The organism is Citrobacter amalonaticus, from assembly GCF_018252635.1.
In the GTDB taxonomy this organism is placed as follows: domain Bacteria; phylum Pseudomonadota; class Gammaproteobacteria; order Enterobacterales; family Enterobacteriaceae; genus Citrobacter_A; species Citrobacter_A amalonaticus_E.
In genome coordinates, this window is sequence record NZ_JAGTXM010000001.1 from 309,280 (window position 1) to 331,831 (window position 22,552).

At 53.3% G+C, this 22,552-nt stretch carries 22 protein-coding genes; 16 read left to right on the forward strand and 6 right to left on the reverse strand.

Going from position 1 to position 22,552, the window contains the following annotated elements:
- Entirely contained in the window at nucleotides 1-996 is a 996-nt protein-coding gene (locus tag KE671_RS01445; RefSeq protein WP_206161412.1) for a LacI family DNA-binding transcriptional regulator, read from the forward strand.
- Nucleotides 997-1,003: 7 nt separating this feature from the next.
- On the opposite strand, the gene cscA is transcribed toward KE671_RS01445, so the two are convergent.
- Nucleotides 1,004-2,437 carry a glycoside hydrolase family 32 protein gene (cscA, locus tag KE671_RS01450; RefSeq protein ID WP_206161413.1) on the reverse strand — a complete coding sequence of 478 codons (1,434 nt, stop codon included), beginning with the start codon at nucleotides 2,435-2,437 and terminating at the stop codon, nucleotides 1,004-1,006.
- A 217-nt stretch (nucleotides 2,438-2,654) separates the two neighbouring features.
- Between cscA and KE671_RS01455 the strand changes: the two genes are divergently transcribed.
- From KE671_RS01455 to KE671_RS01465, 3 genes are all read left to right on the forward strand, one after another.
- A complete protein-coding gene (locus tag KE671_RS01455; protein WP_206161414.1) occupies nucleotides 2,655-3,578 on the forward strand; it encodes an aminoimidazole riboside kinase in 924 nt (307 codons plus the stop codon).
- Nucleotides 3,579-3,640: 62 nt separating this feature from the next.
- Nucleotides 3,641-4,888 (forward strand): oligosaccharide MFS transporter, encoded by a 1,248-nt coding sequence (locus tag KE671_RS01460; protein WP_211986775.1) that lies wholly within the window; start codon nucleotides 3,641-3,643, stop codon nucleotides 4,886-4,888.
- Between the two features lie 61 nt (nucleotides 4,889-4,949).
- Entirely contained in the window at nucleotides 4,950-6,062 is a 1,113-nt protein-coding gene (locus KE671_RS01465; RefSeq protein WP_206161416.1) for a methyl-accepting chemotaxis protein, read from the forward strand.
- Between the two features lie 92 nt (nucleotides 6,063-6,154).
- Here KE671_RS01465 and fbp read toward each other — a convergent pair whose 3' ends face one another.
- A complete protein-coding gene (gene fbp, locus KE671_RS01470; RefSeq protein WP_206161417.1) occupies nucleotides 6,155-7,153 on the reverse strand; it encodes a class 1 fructose-bisphosphatase in 999 nt (332 codons plus the stop codon).
- Nucleotides 7,154-7,328: 175 nt separating this feature from the next.
- Between fbp and mpl the strand changes: the two genes are divergently transcribed.
- Nucleotides 7,329-8,708 (forward strand): UDP-N-acetylmuramate:L-alanyl-gamma-D-glutamyl-meso-diaminopimelate ligase, encoded by a 1,380-nt coding sequence (mpl, locus tag KE671_RS01475; RefSeq protein ID WP_206161418.1) that lies wholly within the window; start codon nucleotides 7,329-7,331, stop codon nucleotides 8,706-8,708.
- 103 nt (nucleotides 8,709-8,811) lie between these two features.
- Here mpl and yjgA read toward each other — a convergent pair whose 3' ends face one another.
- Complete coding sequence (yjgA, locus tag KE671_RS01480; protein WP_206161419.1) at nucleotides 8,812-9,363, reverse strand: ribosome biogenesis factor YjgA; 552 nt, start codon at nucleotides 9,361-9,363, stop codon at nucleotides 8,812-8,814.
- Between the two features lie 95 nt (nucleotides 9,364-9,458).
- On the opposite strand from yjgA, the gene pmbA reads away from it, so the two are divergent.
- Nucleotides 9,459-10,811 (forward strand): metalloprotease PmbA, encoded by a 1,353-nt coding sequence (pmbA, locus tag KE671_RS01485; RefSeq protein ID WP_206161420.1) that lies wholly within the window; start codon nucleotides 9,459-9,461, stop codon nucleotides 10,809-10,811.
- 53 nt (nucleotides 10,812-10,864) lie between these two features.
- On the forward strand, nucleotides 10,865-11,254 hold the full coding sequence (gene cybC / locus KE671_RS01490; RefSeq protein ID WP_206161421.1) for a cytochrome b562: 390 nt from the start codon (nucleotides 10,865-10,867) through the stop codon (nucleotides 11,252-11,254).
- Nucleotides 11,255-11,446: 192 nt separating this feature from the next.
- Here the strand turns inward: cybC and KE671_RS01495 are convergent, their stop codons facing one another.
- On the reverse strand, nucleotides 11,447-11,965 hold the full coding sequence (locus tag KE671_RS01495; protein WP_196013717.1) for a ClbS/DfsB family four-helix bundle protein: 519 nt from the start codon (nucleotides 11,963-11,965) through the stop codon (nucleotides 11,447-11,449).
- A gap of 374 nt (nucleotides 11,966-12,339) precedes the next feature.
- Here KE671_RS01495 and KE671_RS01500 point away from each other — a divergent pair, with 374 nt between their 5' ends.
- Genes KE671_RS01500 through KE671_RS01540 form a run of 9 tightly spaced genes read left to right on the forward strand, consistent with a single transcriptional unit; the run spans nucleotide 12,340 to nucleotide 19,752 of the window.
- The gene (locus KE671_RS01500) at nucleotides 12,340-12,678 is read left to right on the forward strand and encodes a glycine dehydrogenase (protein ID WP_206161422.1); all 339 of its coding nucleotides are present in this window, start codon (nucleotides 12,340-12,342) and stop codon (nucleotides 12,676-12,678) included.
- Between the two features lie 11 nt (nucleotides 12,679-12,689).
- On the forward strand, nucleotides 12,690-13,052 hold the full coding sequence (locus KE671_RS01505) for an SFCGS family glycine-rich protein (RefSeq protein ID WP_012134368.1): 363 nt from the start codon (nucleotides 12,690-12,692) through the stop codon (nucleotides 13,050-13,052).
- Between the two features lie 2 nt (nucleotides 13,053-13,054).
- Nucleotides 13,055-13,354 carry a DUF4312 family protein gene (locus tag KE671_RS01510; protein ID WP_042321633.1) on the forward strand — a complete coding sequence of 100 codons (300 nt, stop codon included), beginning with the start codon at nucleotides 13,055-13,057 and terminating at the stop codon, nucleotides 13,352-13,354.
- Nucleotides 13,355-13,376: 22 nt separating this feature from the next.
- Nucleotides 13,377-14,153: a DUF4311 domain-containing protein gene (locus KE671_RS01515; RefSeq protein ID WP_042321636.1), complete on the forward strand. Its 777-nt coding sequence runs from the start codon at nucleotides 13,377-13,379 to the stop codon at nucleotides 14,151-14,153.
- An 11-nt stretch (nucleotides 14,154-14,164) separates the two neighbouring features.
- Nucleotides 14,165-14,809, forward strand: coding sequence for a DUF4310 family protein (locus tag KE671_RS01520; protein ID WP_206161423.1), 645 nt, complete (start codon nucleotides 14,165-14,167; stop codon nucleotides 14,807-14,809).
- A 43-nt stretch (nucleotides 14,810-14,852) separates the two neighbouring features.
- Nucleotides 14,853-15,986 (forward strand): amidohydrolase/deacetylase family metallohydrolase, encoded by a 1,134-nt coding sequence (locus tag KE671_RS01525; protein ID WP_206161424.1) that lies wholly within the window; start codon nucleotides 14,853-14,855, stop codon nucleotides 15,984-15,986.
- Nucleotides 15,970-17,088 (forward strand): DgaE family pyridoxal phosphate-dependent ammonia lyase, encoded by a 1,119-nt coding sequence (locus KE671_RS01530; protein WP_206161425.1) that lies wholly within the window; start codon nucleotides 15,970-15,972, stop codon nucleotides 17,086-17,088. The genes KE671_RS01525 and KE671_RS01530 overlap by 17 nt, the downstream gene beginning before the upstream one ends.
- The gene (gene dagF / locus KE671_RS01535) at nucleotides 17,085-17,825 is read left to right on the forward strand and encodes a 2-dehydro-3-deoxy-phosphogluconate aldolase (protein WP_206161426.1); all 741 of its coding nucleotides are present in this window, start codon (nucleotides 17,085-17,087) and stop codon (nucleotides 17,823-17,825) included. The genes KE671_RS01530 and dagF overlap by 4 nt, the downstream gene beginning before the upstream one ends.
- Before the next feature lie 16 nt (nucleotides 17,826-17,841).
- On the forward strand, nucleotides 17,842-19,752 hold the full coding sequence (locus tag KE671_RS01540; protein WP_206161427.1) for a BglG family transcription antiterminator: 1,911 nt from the start codon (nucleotides 17,842-17,844) through the stop codon (nucleotides 19,750-19,752).
- A gap of 47 nt (nucleotides 19,753-19,799) precedes the next feature.
- On the opposite strand, the gene nrdG is transcribed toward KE671_RS01540, so the two are convergent.
- Both nrdG and nrdD read right to left on the reverse strand, forming a co-directional pair.
- Nucleotides 19,800-20,264: an anaerobic ribonucleoside-triphosphate reductase-activating protein gene (gene nrdG / locus KE671_RS01545; RefSeq protein WP_206161428.1), complete on the reverse strand. Its 465-nt coding sequence runs from the start codon at nucleotides 20,262-20,264 to the stop codon at nucleotides 19,800-19,802.
- 121 nt (nucleotides 20,265-20,385) lie between these two features.
- Nucleotides 20,386-22,524, reverse strand: a complete 2,139-nt coding sequence (nrdD, locus tag KE671_RS01550; protein WP_206161429.1) for an anaerobic ribonucleoside-triphosphate reductase — start codon at nucleotides 22,522-22,524, stop codon at nucleotides 20,386-20,388.
- Nucleotides 22,525-22,552: the final 28 nt, after the last annotated feature.

The window sequence follows — 22,552 nt, forward strand, 5'->3', positions numbered from 1 at the left end:
ATGGCTTCATTAAAGGATGTTGCGCGCCTGGCGGGGGTGTCGATGATGACTGTCTCCCGGGTAATGAATAATGCGGAATCAGTACGCCCTGCAACGCGTGACAGCGTGTTGCAGGCTATCCAGACCCTGAATTATGTACCCGATCTCTCCGCCCGTAAGATGCGTGCTCAGGGGCGTAAGCCGTCGACCCTTGCCGTGCTGGCGCAGGATACGGCCACCACTCCTTTCTCAGTCGATATCCTGCTTGCCATTGAACAAACAGCCAGCGAGTTCGGCTGGAACAGTTTTTTAATCAACATTTTTTCTGATGATGATGCCGCCCGTGCGGCGCGCCAACTGCTTGCTCACCGGCCGGATGGCATTATCTATACCACGATGGGGCTACGGCATATCACACTACCTGAAGTTCTGCATGGCGAAAATATCGTTCTGGCGAACTGTGTGGCGGACGATACCACGTTACCCAGCTATATCCCTGATGATTACACCGCGCAGTATGACGCAACCCAGTATTTGGTCGCGGCGGGATATCGTCAGCCATTATGCTTCTGGTTACCTGAAGGCGCGCTGGCGACAGGGTATCGTCGACAGGGATTTGAACAGGCCTGGCATGATGCCGGACGGGATCTGGCGGATGTGAAGCAATTTCACATGGCGATGGGTGACGATCACTATACCGATCTTGCCGGTTTACTGAACGCCCACATTTCATCGGGTAAACCCGATTTTGATGTCCTGATTTGTGGTAACGATCGCGCCGCCTTTGTGGCTTATCAGGTTCTTCTGGCGAAAGGGATCCGTATCCCACAGGATGTTGCTGTTATGGGGTTTGATAACCTGGTGGGCGTTGGGCATCTGTTTTTACCCCCATTGACCACCATGCAACTTCCACACGATATTATCGGGCGGGAAGCGGCATTGCATGTGATTGAAGGACGTACCGGCGGCGGCCAACAACGGATCCCGTGTCCGCTGCTGATCCGTTGTTCCGCCTGATCGTTGCTTACCCCAGTAGCCAGAGTCTGCCTTGCAGCAGTGTGGCTTCTCCATGAGCGGCATAGAGAGACAGTTCACGTTCCTCTGGCTGCGGATAGATTCGGCTGCTCATGACCGCTTCCCCATCATTAATGAATACCTCAATGGATGACTTATCGATAAAGATCCTCAGATCGAGTGGTTCACCTTGCGTAAGGGGAATACTACGGTAACCATCTATGTTTTCTTGCGGGTAATACCGCCACAAAACGAGCCGTCCGGACTGATTATCGATATACAGTCGCATCCCTGTGCCGAGTTGTAACCCGTAATGTTCGGCATGACTTTTCTGACAATCCCAGCGTAATTGAATTTCGATCGCCTGTGCGTTTTCCTGCAAAACGTGTTTACTGTCGACTTTGTTGGCAGGAACAGGTTGATACAGCTGGCGTAACGACTCTGCTTCCCGCACCGGGCGCTGGATGAGTTTGCCGTTGCTCTCGGATAGCTCTCGAGCCAGCGTCATGCAACCAGCCCAACCTTCACGTTTTGATGGCATTGACGATTCCCACATATCCATCCAGCCGATGATGATGCGCCTGCCATCTTGAGCGCAAAAGCTTTGCGGCGCATAAAAATCATGCCCGTGATCGAGTTCAGTAAAAGGGCCAGACTGTGCAAAGAGCCGTCCAGGAGACCAAACCCCCGGAATGACTCCGCTCTGAAAGCGGTTCCGGTTACGGTATCCTTCCGCCTTCATTCCTTGTGGTGAAAACATCAGGTAATGATGCTCACCAGGACGGAAAAAGTCTGGGCATTCCCACATATAGCTTTCATCTGCGTTGGCATGCGCCAGTACGCGATCGAAGGTCCATTCACGCAATGAATTACCACGATAAAGTAAGATCTGCCCGGTGTTGCCAGGATCTTTTGCACCTACCACCATCCACCAGGTGTTTGCTTCTCGCCAGACTTTGGGATCGCGAAAATGCATAATCCCTTCCGGCGGGGTTAGCACCACACCCTGTTTTTCAAAATGGATCCCATCCCGACTGGTTGCCAGACATTGTACTTCACGAATGGCGTCATCATTGCCTTCTCCTGCAAGCCAGGTATGGCCGGTGTAGATAAGCGATAGCACACCGTTGTCATCGACGGCACTACCCGAAAAACATCCATCTTTGTCATCTTCATCTCCTGGTGCCAGCGCAATAGGCTCGTGGCGCCAGTGGATCATATCTTCACTGGTGGCATGTCCCCAGTGCATAGGCCCCCAGTGTTCGTTGAACGGGTGATGCTGATAAAACGCGTGATAGCGGTTATTAAACCAGATCAGACCGTTGGGATCGTTCATCCACCCTGCCGGTGGGGCAAGGTGGAAATGGGGATAAAAGGTGTTTCCACGGCGGGCGTGAAGGTTTTCCAGCGCTTTTTGCGCCATATGTAAACGGGATTGCGTCATCTTACCTCTTCCTGGTTCAGCAATAATTATCTAATTGTTAACGTTAACTTTTGCAAAAATAAAGGTCTGAATTGCGTGTAATGTGATGATTATCGCAAATGTTAACGTTAACTATGCGGTTTTGTGATCGATTATGCATGTTGGGGCAAATTCATGACGGTTTTGAGAAAAAGCGGTTTATCAATGTGCGTAAGCCAGATGAAGCCGAGGGAGAAAAATGTCAGCCAAAGTATGGGTTTTAGGTGATGCGGTTGTGGATCTTATGCCTGAATCAGATGGAAGGTTATTGCCTTGTCCTGGTGGCGCACCGGCTAACGTTGCGGTGGGGATAGCCAGATTAGGTGGAGCAAGTGGATTTATAGGTCGGGTGGGGGATGATCCTTTTGGCACGTTGTTAAGAAAAACGCTTAAAGCGGAAGGGGTTGATACTTCACTGTTGAAGTCGGATGAATGGCACCGGACATCGACAGTGCTTGTCGATCTCAATGAGCAAGGAGAACGTTCATTTACATTCATGGTTCGCCCCAGCGCCGATCTTTTTCTGGAAGCCACTGATTTGCCCGAATGGCGGCACGGCGAATGGTTACATCTCTGTTCAATCGCCCTGTCTGCCGAACCATCACGTACCAGTGCTTTTATTGCGATGTCAGCGCTTCGACGCGCAGGCGGCTTTGTCAGCTTCGATCCCAATATTCGTGACGATCTCTGGCAAGACAAACAGTTGCTGCGCTTGTGTCTGTTGCAGGCGCTTCAACTGGCAGACGTGGTCAAGCTGTCGGAAGACGAATGGCAGCTTATCAGCGGAAACGCTCTGCGCGATCGGGATATCTGCGCCCTGGCAACTGAGCATGAAATTACCATGCTGTTGGTGACGAAAGGGGCTGATGGTGTGGCGGTCTGCTACCGCGGAGAGGTTTACCACTTTGCCGCGATACCCGTGAATTGTGTAGACAGCACCGGGGCGGGTGATGCGTTTGTCGCCGGATTACTGACGGGTCTGGCTGCTGAAGGCTTCCCTGAACATGAGGGCGAACTACAACACATTATAGAACTCGCTCAGCGCTGTGGAGCGCTTGCGGTAACGGCGAAAGGGGCGATGACAGCGCTGCCGCATCGACAAGAGCTGGAACGGTGTAAGTAAACAACGAGGCCGATTTTGCCTCTGAACAGGACGTTATTTTCGTTAACGACAGGCAGGTAATTATGGCATTGAAGATTCCATTCAGAAATGCGTACTATCGTTTTGCATCCAGTTACTCATTTCTCTTTTTTATTTCCTGGTCATTGTGGTGGTCGTTATATGCCATTTGGCTGAAAGGACATCTGGGGCTAACAGGGACAGAATTAGGCACACTTTATTCGGTCAACCAATTTACCAGCATGCTGTTTATGGTGGCCTACGGTATTATTCAGGATAAGATCGGCCTGAAGAAACCTCTCATCTGGTGTATGAGTTTCATCCTGGTCCTGACGGGGCCGTTTATGATTTACGTTTACGAACCGCTACTGCAAAGCCATTTTTCTGTGGGGTTGGTTCTGGGATCGCTCTTTTTCGGCCTGGGGTATCTGGCGGGCTGTGGCCTGCTTGACAGTTTCACCGAAAAAATGGCGCGGAGTTTTCATTTTGAATATGGAACAGCGCGGGCCTGGGGGTCATTTGGTTATGCCATAGGCGCATTTTTCGCTGGCATCTTTTTCAGTATTAATCCCCACATTAACTTTTGGCTGGTCTCGCTATTTGGCGCCGTGTTTATGATGATCAACATGCGCTTCAAAGATCAGAAGCAGCAGTGCGTAACGGCTGAAGCGGGTGGGGTAAAAAAAGAGGATTTTATCGCTGTCTTCAAAGATCGTAACTTCTGGATCTTCGTTGTGTTTATTGTGGGGACGTGGTCTTTCTATAATATTTATGATCAACAGCTCTTTCCGGTGTTTTATGCTGGCCTGTTTGAATCACACGATGTTGGAACGCGCGTATATGGATATCTGAACTCGTTCCAGGTCGTACTTGAAGCGCTGTGCATGGCGAGTATTCCCTTCTTTGTTAATCGGGTGGGACCAAGAAACGCATTACTCATCGGCGTGGTGATTATGGCACTGCGTATTCTATCTTGCGCTTTGTTCGTTAATCCCTGGGTCATTTCACTGGTGAAGCTCCTGCATGCGATTGAAGTTCCACTTTGCGTCATCTCCGTATTCAAATACAGCGTTGCGAACTTTGATAAGCGACTGTCATCGACAATCTTTCTGATTGGTTTTCAGATTGCCAGTTCACTGGGGATCGTATTGCTTTCAACACCAATAGGGGTTCTCTTTGACCTCGCAGGCTATCAGACCGTGTTTTTCGCCATCTCGGGTATCGTCTGCTTGATGTTGCTTTTTGGCCTTTTCTTCCTGAGTAAAAAACGAGAGCTGTCCGCGCCGGAACCTTCACTGAATTCAGCGACATAAACCTAAACTTTTTCCGGTTGTTGTCGATAGTTTCTGTATATCTTACAACCGGAAAATAACGATGCCAAAATCCCTCTCCCTACGAAATACGCTGTTGGTTTTATTGTCGCTTATTACCCTGTTATTGCTGCTAACAGGCGGCATGGGGATTTATGCCTCCACGCGAATCATTACCTCATGGATCTATTACGGGGTGATGACCGCGACGACGCTGACGGCCATCGCCCTGCTGGCGGTGGTCTGGCTGCTACTGCGTAATAAGCTGCTGAAACCGCTCGATAATGTGGTTGAACAACTGGAACGTCTGGCGACGGGGGATTTGTCGGCGGCGGAAAGCCGTTATGCCAGCGCCGAGTTTAATCGCCTGCAGGCCGCGCTTGAAGGGATGCGCGTGGCGCTGAGCGAATCTGTCAGACGCGTACGCGATGCCAGTTCGCAGATCGACACCGGCAGTCGTGAGCTGACGGCGGGCAACATTCATCTGGCGACACGTACCGAATCAACCGCGACCTCGCTGGAACAAACCGCCGCCAGCATGGAGGAACTCACCGCGACGGTGAAACAGAATGCGGAAAACGCCGATCAGGCGCATCAATTGGCGAAGTCAGTCTCTGACACCGCCGACCGCGGCAGTGAGATGGTGTGTTATGTCATTGAAAAAATGCGTGATATCTCCGGTAGCGCTAATCGTATTGCCGATATTCTTGGCGTGATTGACGGGATTGCGTTCCAGACCAATATTCTGGCGTTGAACGCCTCGGTGGAAGCGGCGCGCGCGGGCGAACAGGGACGTGGTTTTGCTGTCGTGGCAGGCGAAGTGCGCAACCTGGCCAGCCGCAGCGCGGAAGCGGCAAAAGAGATCCGCACGCTTATCGGTGATTCGCAGGCGCAGGTGGGGGAGGGGAGCGACCTGGCAATGCAGGCGGGTGAAACGATGGATGAGATTGCCAGCGAAGTGATGCGGATGACCAAACTGATGCGGGAAATCGCCAGCGCGTCGCAGGAGCAGAGTCGTGGTATCGAACAGGTGAATATTGCGGTGAGTCAGATGGATGAAACGGCGCAGCAGAATGCGGCCCTGGTACAACAGTCCTCAGCGGCAACTCGCTCACTGGAAGAGCAGTCGCACGCGCTGATTGAAGCGATGGCGTCGTTTAAATTGCAGACCGCCTGATGTGAAATGCCGGATGACGACGTTGACACGTCTTATCCGGCCTATGCAGATATTGTAGGCCGGATAAGCGCTAGCGCCATCCGGCAAGGGTTTTACGCGTCCGGGAATTCCCGGATAAAGCGTTCCACATCTTCAACCATATGGTTGTTGCCGACGAAGAACGAACGACGCTGGTGCAGGCTTTCCGGGATAATATCCAGAATACGCTCTTTCCCGTCGCTCGCTTTACCGCCCGCTTGCTCTGCAAGGAACGCCATTGGGTTGCACTCGTACAGCAGACGCAGTTTACCGTCCGGGTGGCTGGCGGTGCTTGGGTAGAGATAGATCCCACCTTTCAGCAGGTTACGATGGAAGTCAGCAACCAGTGAGCCGATGTAGCGTGAGGTGTACGGGCGCTGCGTGGATTTATCCTCTTCCTGGCAGAACTTGATGTACTTCTTCACGCCGTTCGGGAATTTAATGTAGTTGCCTTCGTTAATGGAGTAAGTATTGCCTTTCTCCGGGAAGCGCATACGCTCCTGACACAGGCAGAACACACCCAGCGACGGGTCGTAGGTAAAGGCATGGACACCGCAGCCGGTGGTGTAAACCAGCATGGTGGAGGAGCCGTACACCACGTAACCCGCAGCAACCTGTTTGTTGCCCGGTTGCAGGAAATCCTCTTCAGTGACCGGTGTGCCAACAGGCGTCACGCGGCGGTAGATAGAGAAAATAGTCCCGACAGAGACGTTAACATCGATGTTGGACGAGCCATCCAGCGGATCCATCAGTACCACGTATTTCGCGTGTTCACAGCCTTCGAAAACGACGATTTCATCTTCTTCTTCAGAGGCAATGCCCGCGACGATATCACGCGCCTTGAGTGCAGCTTTCAGTTTTTCGTTCGCGAACAGGTCGAGTTTCTGCTGAACCTCGCCCTGTACGTTCTCAGCACCGCTGGCACCCAGGATATCGACCAGACCGGCCTTGTTGATATCGCGGTGGATGATCTTGGCGCCCAGCTTTATTGCCGACAACAACGCAGTGAGCTCACCTGTAGCATGAGAGAACTCGTGCTGCTTCTCGACAATAAATTCACCTAACGTTTTCATAACACTTTCCCTGCAATTAATATGGAGTAAAGCGACCGTAACAATCTTAACAAATATTTCAGTGGCTGCGCTCAGGTGAATCGCGCCAGCAAACTACGGATTATCCTGAAATGCGTTTCTCACTTGCCTGACATGTGCGTAAAATGCCCCCTGGGTTAAATTAGGATAGTGACGTATGCGCATTCATATTTTGGGAATTTGTGGCACGTTCATGGGCGGTCTGGCGATACTGGCGCGCTCGCTCGGCCATGAAGTAACGGGTTCGGACGCCAATGTGTATCCGCCGATGAGTACCTTACTTGAGAATCAGGGCATCTCCCTGATTCAGGGGTATGACCCCAGTCAACTCGACCCGCAACCGGATCTGGTGATCATTGGCAATGCCATGACCCGTGGAAATCCGTGCGTTGAGGCGGTGCTGGAGAAGAACATTCCGTTCATGTCCGGTCCGCAGTGGCTGCATGACTTTGTGTTGCGCGATCGTTGGGTACTGGCCGTGGCGGGAACGCACGGTAAAACCACGACCGCCGGTATGGCGACCTGGATTCTGGAAGCCTGCGGTTACAAACCGGGTTTTGTGATTGGCGGTGTGCCAGGGAACTTTGACGTTTCTGCACGTCTGGGTGAAAGCGACTTCTTCGTGATTGAAGCGGATGAATACGACTGCGCCTTCTTCGATAAACGTTCTAAATTCGTACATTACTGTCCGCGTACGCTGATCCTCAACAACCTTGAGTTTGATCATGCGGATATTTTTGACGATCTGAAAGCGATCCAGAAGCAATTCCATCATCTGGTCCGCATCGTACCGGGGCAGGGGCGGATCATCTATCCGGAGCATGACATCAACCTGAAGCAGACGATAGCGATGGGTTGCTGGAGCGAACAGGAGCTGGTGGGTGAGCAGGGGCACTGGCAGGCGAAAAAACTGAACGTCGATGCCTCTGAATGGGAAGTGTGGCTGGATGGTGAGAAGGTCGGCGAGGTGAAGTGGTCGCTGGTCGGTGAGCACAACATGCACAACGGTCTGATGGCGATCGCCGCGGCCCGTCATGTTGGCGTACAACCGGGAGAGGCGGCCAATGCGCTGGGGTCGTTCATCAACGCCCGTCGTCGTCTTGAACTGCGTGGTGAAGCAAACGGCGTCACGGTGTATGACGATTTTGCCCATCACCCGACGGCCATTCTGGCAACGCTTGCGGCGCTGCGCGGCAAAGTAGGCGGTACGGCGCGCATCATCGCCGTGCTGGAACCGCGTTCCAACACCATGAAGATGGGGTTGAGCAAAGACGATCTGGCACCGTCATTAGGCCGCGCGGATGAAGTCTATCTGCTGCAGCCGCCGCATATTCCGTGGCAAGTCGCGGAGGTGGCGGAAGCCTGCATCCAGCCTGCTCACTGGAGTGGCGATGTTGATACGCTGGCTGAGATGATCGTGAAAACGGCGCAGCCTGGCGATCACATTCTGGTGATGAGTAACGGCGGATTCGGTGGTATTCACCAGAAGCTGCTGGATGGTCTGGCGAAGAAAGCCGAAGCGGAAGCCGAAGAGTAAGAAAAAAGCCCGGTGGCGCTGACGCTTACCGGGCCTACGGTGAAGATCGTATAGGCCGGATAAGACGCTTTGCGTCGCCATCCGGCATTCCCGACGCGTGAAATTACTCTTCGTTTTCTGCCAGTTCACGCAGATACTGGAAAATTTGACGCGCGGACTTCGGCGGCTTATTCCCTTCTTTCTCTTTCTTCGCATTGCGGATCAGCGAGCGAAGCTGCTGGCGGTCAGCATCCGGCCACAGGTTCAGTACTTCCGCTACCGCGTCATCCCCTTCAACGATCAGACGATCGCGCAGATGTTCAAGCTTGTGAAACAACACCACCTGCTGGTTGTGGCGGTTTTTCAGCTTGTCCAGCGCCTGGCGGATAGGTTCAACATCGCGTTGACGCAGCATTTTACCAATCAACTGCAACTGGCGACGGCGACCTTCCATCTTGATACGTTGAGCCAGCTCAATGGCGGCACGCAGGTCTGCATCAAGCGGGATCTTTTCCAGCGCGTTTTTCCCCAGATCCACCAGTTCCGCGCCCAGGCGTTTTAGCTCCTCGGCGTCGCGTTTAATTTCACTTTTGCTGACCCAGATAATTTCATCGTCTTCGTCTTCGATGTCATCACCGGGAACGTCGTCGAGCCAGTCTTCGGGCTGCTTTGTCATGTCAGGCTCCTTAAAAAAAGAGGCTAATGTTACCAGTTAAGATGCGCACTGAAAAACGGTTCTCTGTTAGACTTCAGAGAAACTCTCTCTACATTATGGCATTTGCGATGAAAGTAATCTCACAAGTTGAAGCGCAGCGTAAGATTCTGGAAGAAGCAGTCTCGACAGCGCTGGAGTTAGCGTCAGGCAAATCGGACGGGGCGGAAGTCGCCGTAAGCAAAACGACCGGCATCAGTGTCAGCACCCGTTATGGTGAAGTGGAGAATGTCGAATTCAATAGCGATGGTGCGCTGGGGATTACCGTCTACCATCAGAACCGCAAAGGCAGCGCCTCTTCGACCGATTTAAGCCCACAAGCGATTGCGCGAACCGTTCAGGCGGCGCTGGATATTGCGCGTTATACCTCGCCGGACTCGTGCGCCGGTGTGGCCGATAAAGAATTGCTGGCCTTTGACGCCCCGGATCTGGACCTGTTCCACCCGGCGGATGTTTCTCCGGATGAAGCCATCGAACTGGCGGCGCGTGCCGAACAGGCTTCTTTGCAGGCCGATAAACGTATCACCAATACGGAAGGCGGCAGCTTTAACAGCCACTATGGCATTAAAGTGTTCGGCAACAGCCACGGCATGTTGCAGGGCTATTGCTCCACCCGGCATTCGCTTTCCAGTTGCGTGATTGCCGAAGAAAACGGCGATATGGAGCGCGATTACGCCTACACGATTGGTCGTGCGATGGAAGACCTGCAAACGCCGGAATGGGTCGGTGCAGACTGCGCGCGCCGTACGTTATCCCGCCTGTCACCACGTAAACTCTCGACGATGAAAGCGCCTGTTATTTTTGCCAACGAAGTGGCGACCGGGCTGTTTGGTCACCTGGTCGGCGCAATTGCGGGCGGTTCGGTGTACCGCAAATCCACGTTCCTTCTGGATTCGCTGGGAAAACAAATTCTGCCTGAATGGCTGACCATTGAAGAACATCCGCACCTGCTAAAAGGACTGGCCTCTTCACCGTTCGACAGTGAAGGTGTACGTACGCAACGTCGGGATATTGTGAAAGATGGCGTACTGACTCAGTGGCTGCTGACCAACTATTCTGCACGCAAGCTGGGGCTGAAAAGCACCGGTCATGCGGGTGGCATTCATAACTGGCGTATTGCCGGACAAGGGCTGAGCTTTGAGCAGATGCTTAAAGAGATGGGTACCGGGCTGGTGGTCACCGAGCTGATGGGCCAGGGCGTGAGCGGCATCACCGGGGATTACTCCCGTGGCGCAGCCGGTTTCTGGGTAGAAAACGGCGAGATTCAGTATCCGGTGAGCGAAATTACTATCGCCGGTAATTTAAAAGAGATGTGGCGCAATATTGTTACCGTCGGTAACGATATTGAAACGCGTAGCAATATACAGTGTGGTTCAGTTTTGTTGCCGGAGATGAAAATCGCCGGACAATAATCCCGGATGGCGCGACCTGCCGCGCCAAAACAATAAAAAAGAGGAAGTGAGCAATGCGTAAAAAACTACTGGCGATGCTGGCGGTCTCCACTCTGGTATTGAGTTCGGCAACGGCGTTCGCCGCCGAACTCGAAGACAATATGGAAACGCTTAACGATAACCTGAAGGTGATTGAAAAAGCGGATAACGCCACACAGGTGAAAGAGGCGTTAACCAAAATGCGCGCTGCCGCGCTGGATGCCCAGAAAGCGACGCCGCCAAAGCTGGAAAGCAAAGCCTCCGACAGCCCGGAAATGAAAGATTTTCGTCATGGTTTTGACGTCCTGGTCGGCCAGATCGACGGTGCGTTGAAGCTGGCGAACGAAGGGAAGGTAAAAGAAGCGCAGGCCGCAGCAGAAGAGTTTAAAACCACCCGCAACGCGTATCACAAGAAGTATCGTTAATGGCGTTTCTCCCCTGATGCCTTAAGCCGGGCTTCAGGGGAAATAACCATCTTTTCAACCTGACTCTCCCGAACCAGTCCGTCCTTTTTACAAGGGCGGCCTTAATCATGACTTCAGATTCGCTTTGAATGCTGACAGTGACAATGGCCTTCATACGTGGATAAATTTTGGTATGTAATTTCGCTTTGATGATTACTTTAAACGGATATTTTTATTTTTCGCCCACTTTCTTAATCTTCCATTCGCATTGGCGTAAGGCGAAGAGGTGTTAAATGAGATCATTCGTCCCATCGTCCATTTTGTGTACCACGGTTTTCCATATAAAACATCATCAGTACGTTCATTGATAAGCTGCACAATTTCATTTTTTACAGTCTGCAATTCAGCGATTAGCGAGTCATAGCTTAACGCGCTGTAATCCTGGTAAAATTTTTGAGCAAGGAGGCCAAGCTGGTTCCATTTATAACCTGTTTCCGGAAAATCGACCGACTGGCCTTTCGCATCAAAAGTGATCCACTTTACAACCAGAGAATTCCATCCAAGTAGATACGAAACAAGGTCACGAACACTCATTTCCGTCCCTTTGGCGTGACCTTCCATTGAGTCATCGGAAGTCATTTCGCTCGGGATCGAATTAAGGTAATGGATTAATTTACTGAAGTTTTTATCAATAGCTAAAAGTAATTCAGCTTTTGTTTGAGGTACACTCATAAAGAATTCCCACTCATTTAACAAAATAACACCACAATGGAAAGGTGTGGTGTTTTAAAATCGGTTAGCGTATTTACTCTCCCCTTGCGCCATGTCTCGCAAGGATTCGTCATAACTCTTTTCGATAATACAGCTCAAAAGCGCGTTCTGCTCACAGTTTCAGACTTTCTTCTCTGCTGGAGTCGCAACGAAACACCCTCAATATCTGTGAATGAAATCACACTTTCCCAGCGATAAATCATCAAAACCGCCTTTTCTGTGGAACAGATCACTATTGCCACTCGCCTTTCCACTTCGAAGTGGAAAACAACTCGCTACAAACTTTTTACCCCCACCGCTAGTTTTAACTCAGAGCCATTAACGGGGTAAGACGAGTGAATAACGGAGCAGTAATGAACGACATGGGGGAGCAGGTGACGCAGCCTGGTGAACTGGCCGATCGCATGCTGGCGCAAGTGTATGCCTTGCTGCGTGAGCACAACATCATTCCCAACGCCGTACAGGAACAAATGCTGACGTCTCACGTTCGCGCCATGGCGCACCGGTCAGTGACCGGCGAGCCTTTGCCGGAAGTGGAAGCCAGTTTGTTTGATGAAATTTCAGCCGATTCAATGGCGCTTGCCCGCGACGTGGTCGCAGCGTTTGGCAACCTTCCCGAGGAAGAAGCCTGGCTGCTGTCCGTCCACTTTGAAGTCGCGAAAGACAACCTTTAAGGAGCAACAACATGGAACAGATTACAGTCGTGATTGGCGATCGTCTGGGTAAAGGCCAGAAAGTGGCGGCAGGCGTCGAGAAAGCCGGTGGGCGTGCGGTGGTGGTACCGGGCGTCGCCGCGGATATGAAACTGGGGGACGTGATGAAAGCGGAAAACGCCACGTTCGGCATCTCCTTTTGCGGCAGCGGCGGCGCGGGCGCTATCACCGCACAGAACAAATACGGCTACAAAGCCAAATACGGGATGCGCTCAGTGGATGAAGGCGTAACGGCGATTAACGAAGGCTGCAACGTGCTGGGGTTCGGCTTTATGGATAAAGAAGAGCTTGGCGAGCGTCTGGTTCAGGCGTGGCAGAAAAAATACGGCGCGTAAGTATGAAAGAACAATTCACCACAACGGTGAGAGTCACTGGCAAAGGCGAAGCCAAAGCACGCGCCTTTGCCGATGCCCTGAACCACGTTCAGGCCGCGGTCATGAAGGCATCGCCGCATATTTTACTGCGTATTGAGCCACAGGATGTGCAGGTTGTTCAAGCGCGTGAAGCGGTGCGCAAAGAAGCGTTTTTGTTCTTCTTTCTGCGCCGGGAACGACGCACTTACAGCGTGGAGCTGGATGTGACCGTCAACGTGACAGCCATCAATCTGGACAAGGTGGATTTTGTCTCGCAACGCTGATTCTTGTTAAGAAGGCATAATTATGTTCCTGATTATTTTAATAAAATCGCTCATCATCGGTGCCCTCGTCGGCGTGGGTGTGGGGGCCGGGGCTGCACGCATGTTTCATGCGCCTACCACACAGGGGATGGGTGCGTTTCGAACTCTGGGGGAACTGAATTCCTGTGAAGGGGATCCGGCTTCTCACTTCTCATTTGGTCTGGGCTTTTTCTTCAACGCCTGGGCCTCATCCGTTGCGGCGGGCTCGTTCACACAGGACGTGGATCACCGCATCATTCCTAACTGGGGCGCGGCAGCGCTGATGATCAAAAACCGCAACGTCGGTGAAACGCTGCATGACCCGAAAAAGATGGCGATTGCCTGCGGCATCATCGGCATGATCGTCGTGACCTTCCTGAACCTCACTGCCTCTTCCGTACCGGAAGCGTTGCAGGTGACCGCCGTTAAGGTGCTGGTCCCTGCGGCCAATCTGTTGGTCAACACCGTAATGCCGGTGATCTTCTGGCTGGCGGCGATCGACGCTGGTAAGAAATCAGGCTTCTGGGCAACCGTTTTCGGCGGCGCGGCACAGTTGATCATGGGTAACGCCGTACCGGGTCTGGTACTCGGCATCCTGATTGGTAAAGGCGTTGAAGAGAGCGGCTGGAACCATGTGACCAAAGTGATGATGGCAGCCATTGTCCTGCTTTTCGTCCTGAGCGGCTTCTTCCGTGGCTTCGACATGAAGATGATCGAATCCTTCCACATGACCGTGCCGAACTGGCTCGAACTGATCCACAACTCGCTTAGCGGCAAATAACGGAGGCCACAATGGAACAGAATAAAGGTTTTTGGTTTGCCGACTGGTCGTTCCCGATCTTCGTTGGCCTGCTCTCTTCCGGTGTATTTGCCGGGACGCACATGTACTACCTGTACGGGATTGGCGCGTTTAACGAAGTGGCTTTCGTAGCCATGTTGAAAGCAGGGATTGATACGGGGTCGTACGGCGCAGTCGCGGCGTTTGGTGCCAGCTTCCTGTTCGCCCGTATTATCGAAGGCTCCCTGGTGGGGATTCTGGATATCGGCGGCGCGATTCAGACCGGCGTTGGCCTGGGCGTTCCGGCGCTGTTGCTGGGCGCGGGCATTATCTTCCCGGTTGAGAACTTTATTGCTTCTCTGGCAACGGGGTTGGCGATTGGCCTGGCGATTGGTTACGTCATCATTCTGGCGCGTAAGTTCACCATCAATCAAAGTGATTCGACCTACGGGGCGGACGTAATGATGGGCGCCGGTAACGCCTCGGGGCGTTTCCTCGGTCCCTTGATCATCCTCAGCGCGATGACGGCGTCGATCCCTATCGGCGTGGGTTCTCTGGTCGGCGCCCTGCTGTTTTACATCTGGCAGAAACCGATCACCGGCGGCGCGATCCTTGGCGCAATGATTTTAGGTTCAATCTTCCCGATTGCGATTAGCTAACCCTCGGCGGGCGTGAAAACGCCCGCCTCTACAGGAGAGAGATATGTTTGATTTACTCCTGCGCTGTGCGCGTCTGGTTGACGATACGGTCTGTGATATCGCCCTCAAGGACGGCAAAATCGCCGCGCTAGGCGAAATAAACGACCCGGCAGTGAAAACCGTTGAGCTCAACAGCGAGTGTTACGTCAGCGCCGGATGGATTGATTCCCACGTTCACTGTTATCCAGACTCCCCGATTTATCACGACGAACCGGACAGCGTAGGTATTGCCACCGGCGTGACGACCGTTGTGGATGCGGGAAGTACTGGTGCCGACGATATTGATAATTTCTATACCCTCACGCGCGACGCCGCGACGGAAGTTTATGCCCTTCTGAACATCTCCCGCGTCGGGCTGATTGCCCAAAACGAACTGGCGAATATGGCTAATATCGACGCCGACGCGGTGAAGCAGGCGGTACAACGTTACCCCGATTTTATCGTTGGCCTGAAAGCGCGAATGAGCAGCAGCGTGGTGGGTGAAAATGGTATTACACCGCTGGATCGCGCCAAAGCGATGCAGCAAGAGAATGGTGATTTACCGCTGATGGTTCACATCGGCAATAACCCGCCGGATCTGGATGAAATCGCAGAGCGCCTGACGGCAGGCGATATCATCACCCATTGCTACAACGGAAAACCCAATCGCATTCTGACGCCGGAGGGCGAACTACGCGCCTCTGTCACCCGGGCGATCCAGCGCGGCGTTCGTCTGGATGTGGGGCACGGTACCGCCAGTCTGAGCTTTGCGGTGGCGAAGCGTGCCATCAGCTTAGGCATTCTGCCGCACACCATCAGTTCAGATATCTATTGCCGCAACCGTATCAACGGCCCGGTGCATTCACTGGCGAATGTGATGTCGAAATTCCTCGCTATCGGCATGTCGTTGCCGCAGGTCATCGACTGCGTGACGGCTAATGCCGCCGACGGCTTGCGCCTGAAATCTAAAGGTCGCCTTCAGCCCGGTCTGGACGCGGACTTAACCCTCTTTACGCTGAAGCGTCAGCCAACCGTGCTGATGGATGCCGAAAATGACAGCTTGCAGGCTGAGAATCTGCTGGTGCCGCTTGCCGCAATACGTGCGGGCAAGGGTTATATGACCGAACAAGGGAGTGCAGAACATGCCTTCGATTTTTGAGAAATACCATTTAAAACAAGTGATTAATACTTCAGGCCGCATGACCGCGCTGGGCGTCTCTACACCGCGCCCGGAGGTGGTGGAAGCGGCGATGGCCGGCATGAACCAATACTTTGAGATGAAAGATCTGGTGAATAAAACCGGCGAATACATCGCGAAACTGCTGGATGTGGAAGGCGCGACGGTCGTTTCGTGTGCGTCTGCGGGTATCGCCCAGTCGGTGGCGGCGGTGTTGGTCAAAGACAGCGACTGGCTGCTGGAAAACCTGCATGTGACGCCGATTGAAAATAACGAAATCGTGTTGCCGAGAGGCCACAACGTTAACTTTGGCGCGCCGGTTGGCACGATGGTGGCGCTGGGCGGCGGCAAGCTGGTAGAAGCCGGTTACGCCAATGAATGCTCTGCCGCACAGCTGGCGGCGGCGATCACCCCGCGCACGGCGGCGATCTTATATATCAAATCCCACCACTGCGTGCAGAAAAGCATGCTCAGCGTCGAGCAGGCCGTGGTGGTGGCGCGTAAACATAATCTGCCGCTGATTGTTGATGCGGCGGCGGAAGAAGACCTGCAGTGCTACTACCGTTCGGGTGCGGATCTTGTGATCTACAGCGGCGCGAAAGCGATCGAAGGGCCAACCAGTGGACTGGTCATCGGGAAAACCCAGTATGTCGAGTGGGTGAAACGCCAGACAGCGGGTATTGGCCGGGCGATGAAGGTCGGCAAAGAGGGGATTCTCGGCCTGACCTGTGCCATTGAGCTCTATTTGAATGCGCAGAAAGAGAGCGGTGCGGAGATGGTGGAAAAAATGACGCCGTTTATTGACGCGCTGAATGCGCTTAACGGTATGACCGCTCGCGTGGTGTGGGACAGCGCCGGACGGGATATCGCCCGCGCCGAAATTAAATTTGATGAAGCCGTCACCGGCATTGCGACAGGTGAACTGGTGGAGGCTCTTAAGCAGGGCGAATACGCGATTTACTTCCGTGGTTATAAAGCCAACGAAGGGATTATTGAAGCGGACGTGCGCAGTGTGGACCGCGCACAACTGGAGATTGTGGCGCGTCGTATTAATGATGTGATTAATCAGGAGAAAAAAGCATGAAACTGACCCCGAACTTTTACCGCGATCGCGTCTGCCTGAATGTGCTGGCCGGTTCGAAAGAGAACGCCCGTGATATTTACGAGGCGGCGGAAGGTCATGTGCTGGTTGGCGTACTCTCCAAAAATTACCCGGATGTCGAAAGCGCCGTGGCGGATATGCGCGACTACGCGAAGCTCATCGACAATGCGCTTTCCGTGGGGCTGGGCGCGGGCGATCCGAACCAGTCGGCGATGGTCAGTGAAATCTCCCGCCTGGTTCAGCCGCAGCATGTCAACCAGGTGTTCACCGGCGTGGCAACCAGCCGCGCTCTGCTCGGGCAGAGTGAGACGGTGGTTAACGGTCTGGTATCACCAACCGGTACGCCCGGTCTGGTAAAAATTTCTACCGGGCCGCTGAGCAGTAAAGCGGCGGACGGCATTGTCCCGGTCGAAACGGCTATTGCCTTGCTGAAAGATATGGGCGGGAGCTCAATCAAATACTTCCCGATGGGCGGTCTGAAATGTCGTGACGAATTTAAAGCCGTCGCGGAAGCCTGCGCGCGTCATGATTTCTGGCTGGAGCCAACCGGCGGGATCGATCTGGAAAACTACGCGGAGATTCTGCAAATTGCTCTCGATGCTGGTGTCAGTAAAATCATTCCTCACATTTATAGTTCTATTATTGATAAGGTAAGTGGAAACACCCGTCCGGACGATGTGCGCCAGTTGCTTGCGCTGACCCGGGCGTGTGTAGGTTAAAAACGAGGAGAGAGATGTGCGATTCCCCAACCAACGTTTGGCGCAACTGTTTACTATGTTGCAAAACGAGACGCTGCCGCAGGATGAGCTGGCGCAGCGGTTGTCGGTTTCCACTCGAACTGTTCGTGCCGATATTACTGCGCTCAACGCCCTGCTGACTCAGCACGGCGCGCAGTTTATCCTTAGCCGGGGCAACGGTTATCAGCTCAGGATCGATGACCTGGCAAGCTTTCAGTCTCTGCAATCGCAGCAGCCCAGCGCGCTGCGAATTCCGCGCACCAGCCAGGAACGAGTGCATTATCTGATGGTGCGCTTTCTGACATCCGCCTTTTCTCTCAAACTCGAAGATTTAGCTGATGAATGGTTTGTCAGTCGGGCGACCTTGCAAAACGACATGACAGAAGTGCGGGAATGGCTGCAACGCTATCACCTGACGCTGGAAACACGTCCACGACATGGCATGAAATTGTTCGGCAGCGAGATGGCGATCCGCGCCTGCCTGACCGACCTTCTCTGGACGCTGGCGCAGCAGGATCCTGCCAACCCGCTGGTGACCGAAGAGGCGCTATATGCCGGGGTACCGTCTCAGCTTCAACCTCTGCTTGAGGAGATCTTCAACCGCTTCCATATACGCCTGACTGACGAAGGCGAATTGTTTTTACGCCTGTACTGCGCGGTCGCGGTACGCCGTATCAGCGAAGGGTATCCGCTGTCGGAATTCACCAACGAAGAGGTGGAAGAGAACGTGTGCCTGGCAGCGCGTGAGATTGCGGCTGTCGTGCAGCATCTGGCAAATCATCCGCTGTCCGCGTCAGAAGAGAACTGGCTGAAGGTGCATATCGCGGCGCGGCAGGTGCAGGAGATCGCTCCCAGTGCCATCAATGCCGACGATGAAGAAGCGCTGGTCAATTACATCCTGCGGTTTATCAACAGTCAGTATAATTATAACCTGTTGAATGATAAGCAGCTTCATGCGGATTTGCTCACCCATATCAAAACGATGATCACCCGGGTACGCTATCAGATCATGATTCCGAACCCGCTGCTGGAGAACATCAAGCAGCACTATCCCATGGCATGGGATATGACGCTGGCGGCGGTCTCCAGTTGGGGCAAGTACACCCCTTACGCTATCAGCGAAAATGAGATCGGCTTTCTGGTGTTGCATATCGGCGTTGGGCTTGAGCGTAGTTACAACATCGGCTACCAGCGGCAACCAAAAGTTCTGTTGGTTTGTGACGCAGGAAATGCGATGGTGCGGATGATTGAAGCGGTACTGGCGCGCAAATATCCACAGATTGAGATTGTAAACACGCTGACGCTGCGCGATTACGAACAGCGTGAAAGTATCGCAGAGGACTTTGTGATCGCCACCGCGCGGATCGGTGAGAAAGACAAGCCGGTCGTGCAGATTGCCCCGTTCCCCACTGACTATCAACTGGAGCAAATTGGTAAGTTGGTGCTGGTGGACAGAACCCGCCCATGGATGCTGAACAAATACTTCGATGCCGCGCATTTTCGTATTATCGAAGGCGAAATAGACCAGCAGACGCTGTTTAAAACCTTGTGCGATCAGTTGCAGAGTGAAGGGTTTGTCGACGCGGAATTCCTCGACTCGGTAGTAGAACGTGAAGCGATTGTCAGCACGATGCTCGGTGACAGCATTGCACTGCCGCACGCGCTCGGACTACTGGCGAAAAAAACGGTGGTCTACACGGTGCTCGCCCCGCAGGGCATCGCCTGGGGTGACGAAACCGCGCACGTCATCTTTTTACTCGCTATCAGTAAAAGCGAGTATGAAGAGGCCATGGCCATCTACGATATTTTCGTCACTTTCCTGCGTGAACGCGCCATGACGCGACTGTGCGGCAGCCAGAACTTCGCCGAGTTTAAAGCGGTGGCGATGGAGTGCGTGAGTCGTTTTTGATGGGAGGGATAGGAAAGACGGAAAGCAGATGCTGTCCGCCATAGTGTTTACCGTAAATGATGGACAACCTGGTTGCTGCTGCCGCGCCAAATCAGCGCCGGGTCTTTCAGATCCTGCATATATTTGCCGTCGACCAGCACGTTGATGAGATCCACAATCTGCATTTGCGCGGTGTTGAGCTCCTCTAGTTTATAGCCGGTCCACACCCAGATATCTTTGCCCGCACATTCAGCGCGAATGCGTTGCACCAGTTTTAGAATATCCGGTACGTTCTGTGGGTGAAGCGGATCGCCGCCGGAAAGGGAGATCCCCTGGCGGTGGATCCGCGTGTCGTTCAGATCGTTTATGATCTGGTCTTCCATTGCTTTTGTGAACGGCTGACCGGAATTCAGCCGCCAGGTGCTTTTGTTATAGCAACCGGGGCATTCGTGTACGCACCCTGAAACAAACAGAGTGCAGCGTGTACCGGGACCATTAACGATGTCGACGGGATAGTACTGATGATATTGCATAGAGGATGTCCAGAAAGAATGTAGGCCGGATAAGGTGCTTGCACCGTCATCCGGCAACATTGTGATGCCTGATGGCGACGCGATGGTGTCTTATCAGGCCTACGGCCTTTGCAAACGGAAATTACCCGATCTGCCCATTCCCTAAATGCTTAACGCGACGCTTCACTTCTTCCTGCTTACCGGCGTTAAACGGACGCGCATCCGGGCTGCCTAAATAACCACATACGCGGCGGGTGACGGACACGCGTGCGGCGTCGTGGTTACCACATTTCGGACAGGTGAAGCCTTTACTGGTGCACTCGAACTCACCGGTAAAGCCGCATTCATAGCATTCATCGATTGGCGTGTTGGTGCCGTAATACGGCACATGCTGATAGCTGTAGTCCCAGACATCTTCCAGCGCTTTCAGATTGTGCTGGATGTTCGGGTATTCGCCATAGCAAATGAAGCCGCCGCTCGCCAGCGGCGGATAAGGCGCTTCGAAATCGATTTTGTCGTACGGGTTTACCTTCTTCTCTACATCAAGGTGGAAACTGTTGGTGTAGTAGCCTTTATCGGTAACGCCAGGCACAACGCCAAACTCGGCGGTATCCAGACGGCAGAAGCGATCGCACAGGTTTTCACTCGGCGTGCTGTACAGGCTGAAGCCGTAGCCGGTCTCTTCTTTCCACTTATCGACGGCCCGACGCAGATGCTCAACAATGGCAACCGCTTTCGCGCGCAGCACTTCGCTGTCATACAGATGCGTATCGCCAAACAGGGCGTTAATGGTTTCGTGAATACCGATATAACCCAGTGAGATTGACGCGCGACCATTTTTGAAGATATCCGCGATATCATCATCGGCTTTCAGACGTACGCCGCAGGCACCTTCCATATACAGGATCGGCGCGACGCGGGCTTTAACGCCTTCCAGACGGGCGATACGGGTCATCAGCGCTTTACGCGCCAGCGTCAGGCGATCGTCCAGCAGCTTCCAGAACGTTGGCTCATCACCGCCCGCTTCCAGCGCGATACGCGGCAGGTTAAGGCTGATCACGCCGAGGTTGTTACGCCCATCGTGAATCTGTTCGCCTTTCTCGTTTTCCCATACGCCGAGGAAACTGCGGCAGCCCATCGGGGTTTTGAACGAACCGGTGACTTTCACGACCTGATCGTAGTTCAGGATGTCCGGATACATGCGCTTGCTGGCACATTCCAGCGCCAGCTGTTTAATGTCGTAGTTCGGATCGCCAAATTTGTGGTTCAGGCCGTCGCGGATCGCAAACACCAGTTTCGGGAACACGGCGGTTTTGCGATTTTTGCCCAGACCGGCGATGCGGTTACGCAGAATGGACTGCTGAATCAGGCGTGATTCCCAACTGGTACCGAGGCCGAAACCAAAGGTCACGAACGGCGTCTGGCCGTTGGCGGTATGCAGCGTATTGACTTCATATTCCAGAGACTGAAAGGCGTCGTAGCACTCTTTCTCGGTACGGGAATGCGCGTAGCCGTCGGCATCCGGAATTTGCCACTCTTCCGCCGTTTTACGGTGCTTGTTAAAGCTGGCTGTCACGAATGGCGCCAGTACTTCATCAATACGGTTAATGGTGGTGCCGCCGTAAATATGGCTGGCGACCTGCGCGATGATTTGCGCGGTCACGGCGGTAGCGGTAGAGATTGATTTTGGCGGCTCGATCTCCGCGTTACCCATCTTAAAGCCCTGCGTCAGCATCCCTTTGAGATCGATCAGCATGCAGTTGAACATCGGGAAGAACGGGGAATAGTCGAGATCATGATAGTGAATATCACCTCGCTCGTGCGCCTGTACCACATCACGCGGCAGCAGATGCTGGCGGGCGTAGTGTTTGGCGACGATACCGGCCAGCAGGTCGCGCTGGGTCGGGATGACTTTACTGTCTTTATTGGCGTTTTCATTGAGCAGCGCGGAGTTGGTTTGCTCCACCAGGCCGCGAATTTCCTGGTTCAGACGACCGCGTTTCTCACGCTGAATATCACGGTCATGGCGATATTCAATGTAGGCGCGTGCCAGTTGCTTGTAAGGGCCTGACATCAGTTGGTTTTCAACCGCCGTCTGGATCTCATTAATATCGACCTGGCTACGCGTGTCCATCTGGCTACTAACGACTTCTGCGACGGTGGCGCAGTAATCTGCGTCATCGACTCCCGCTGCTTTAGCTGCACGCAGAATGGCTTCTTTGATGCGCTCTGATTTAAACGGCACTTTACAGCCATCTCGTTTCATCACATGCGGTGTCATGATCACTCCATAATGTATAAGAACAGGT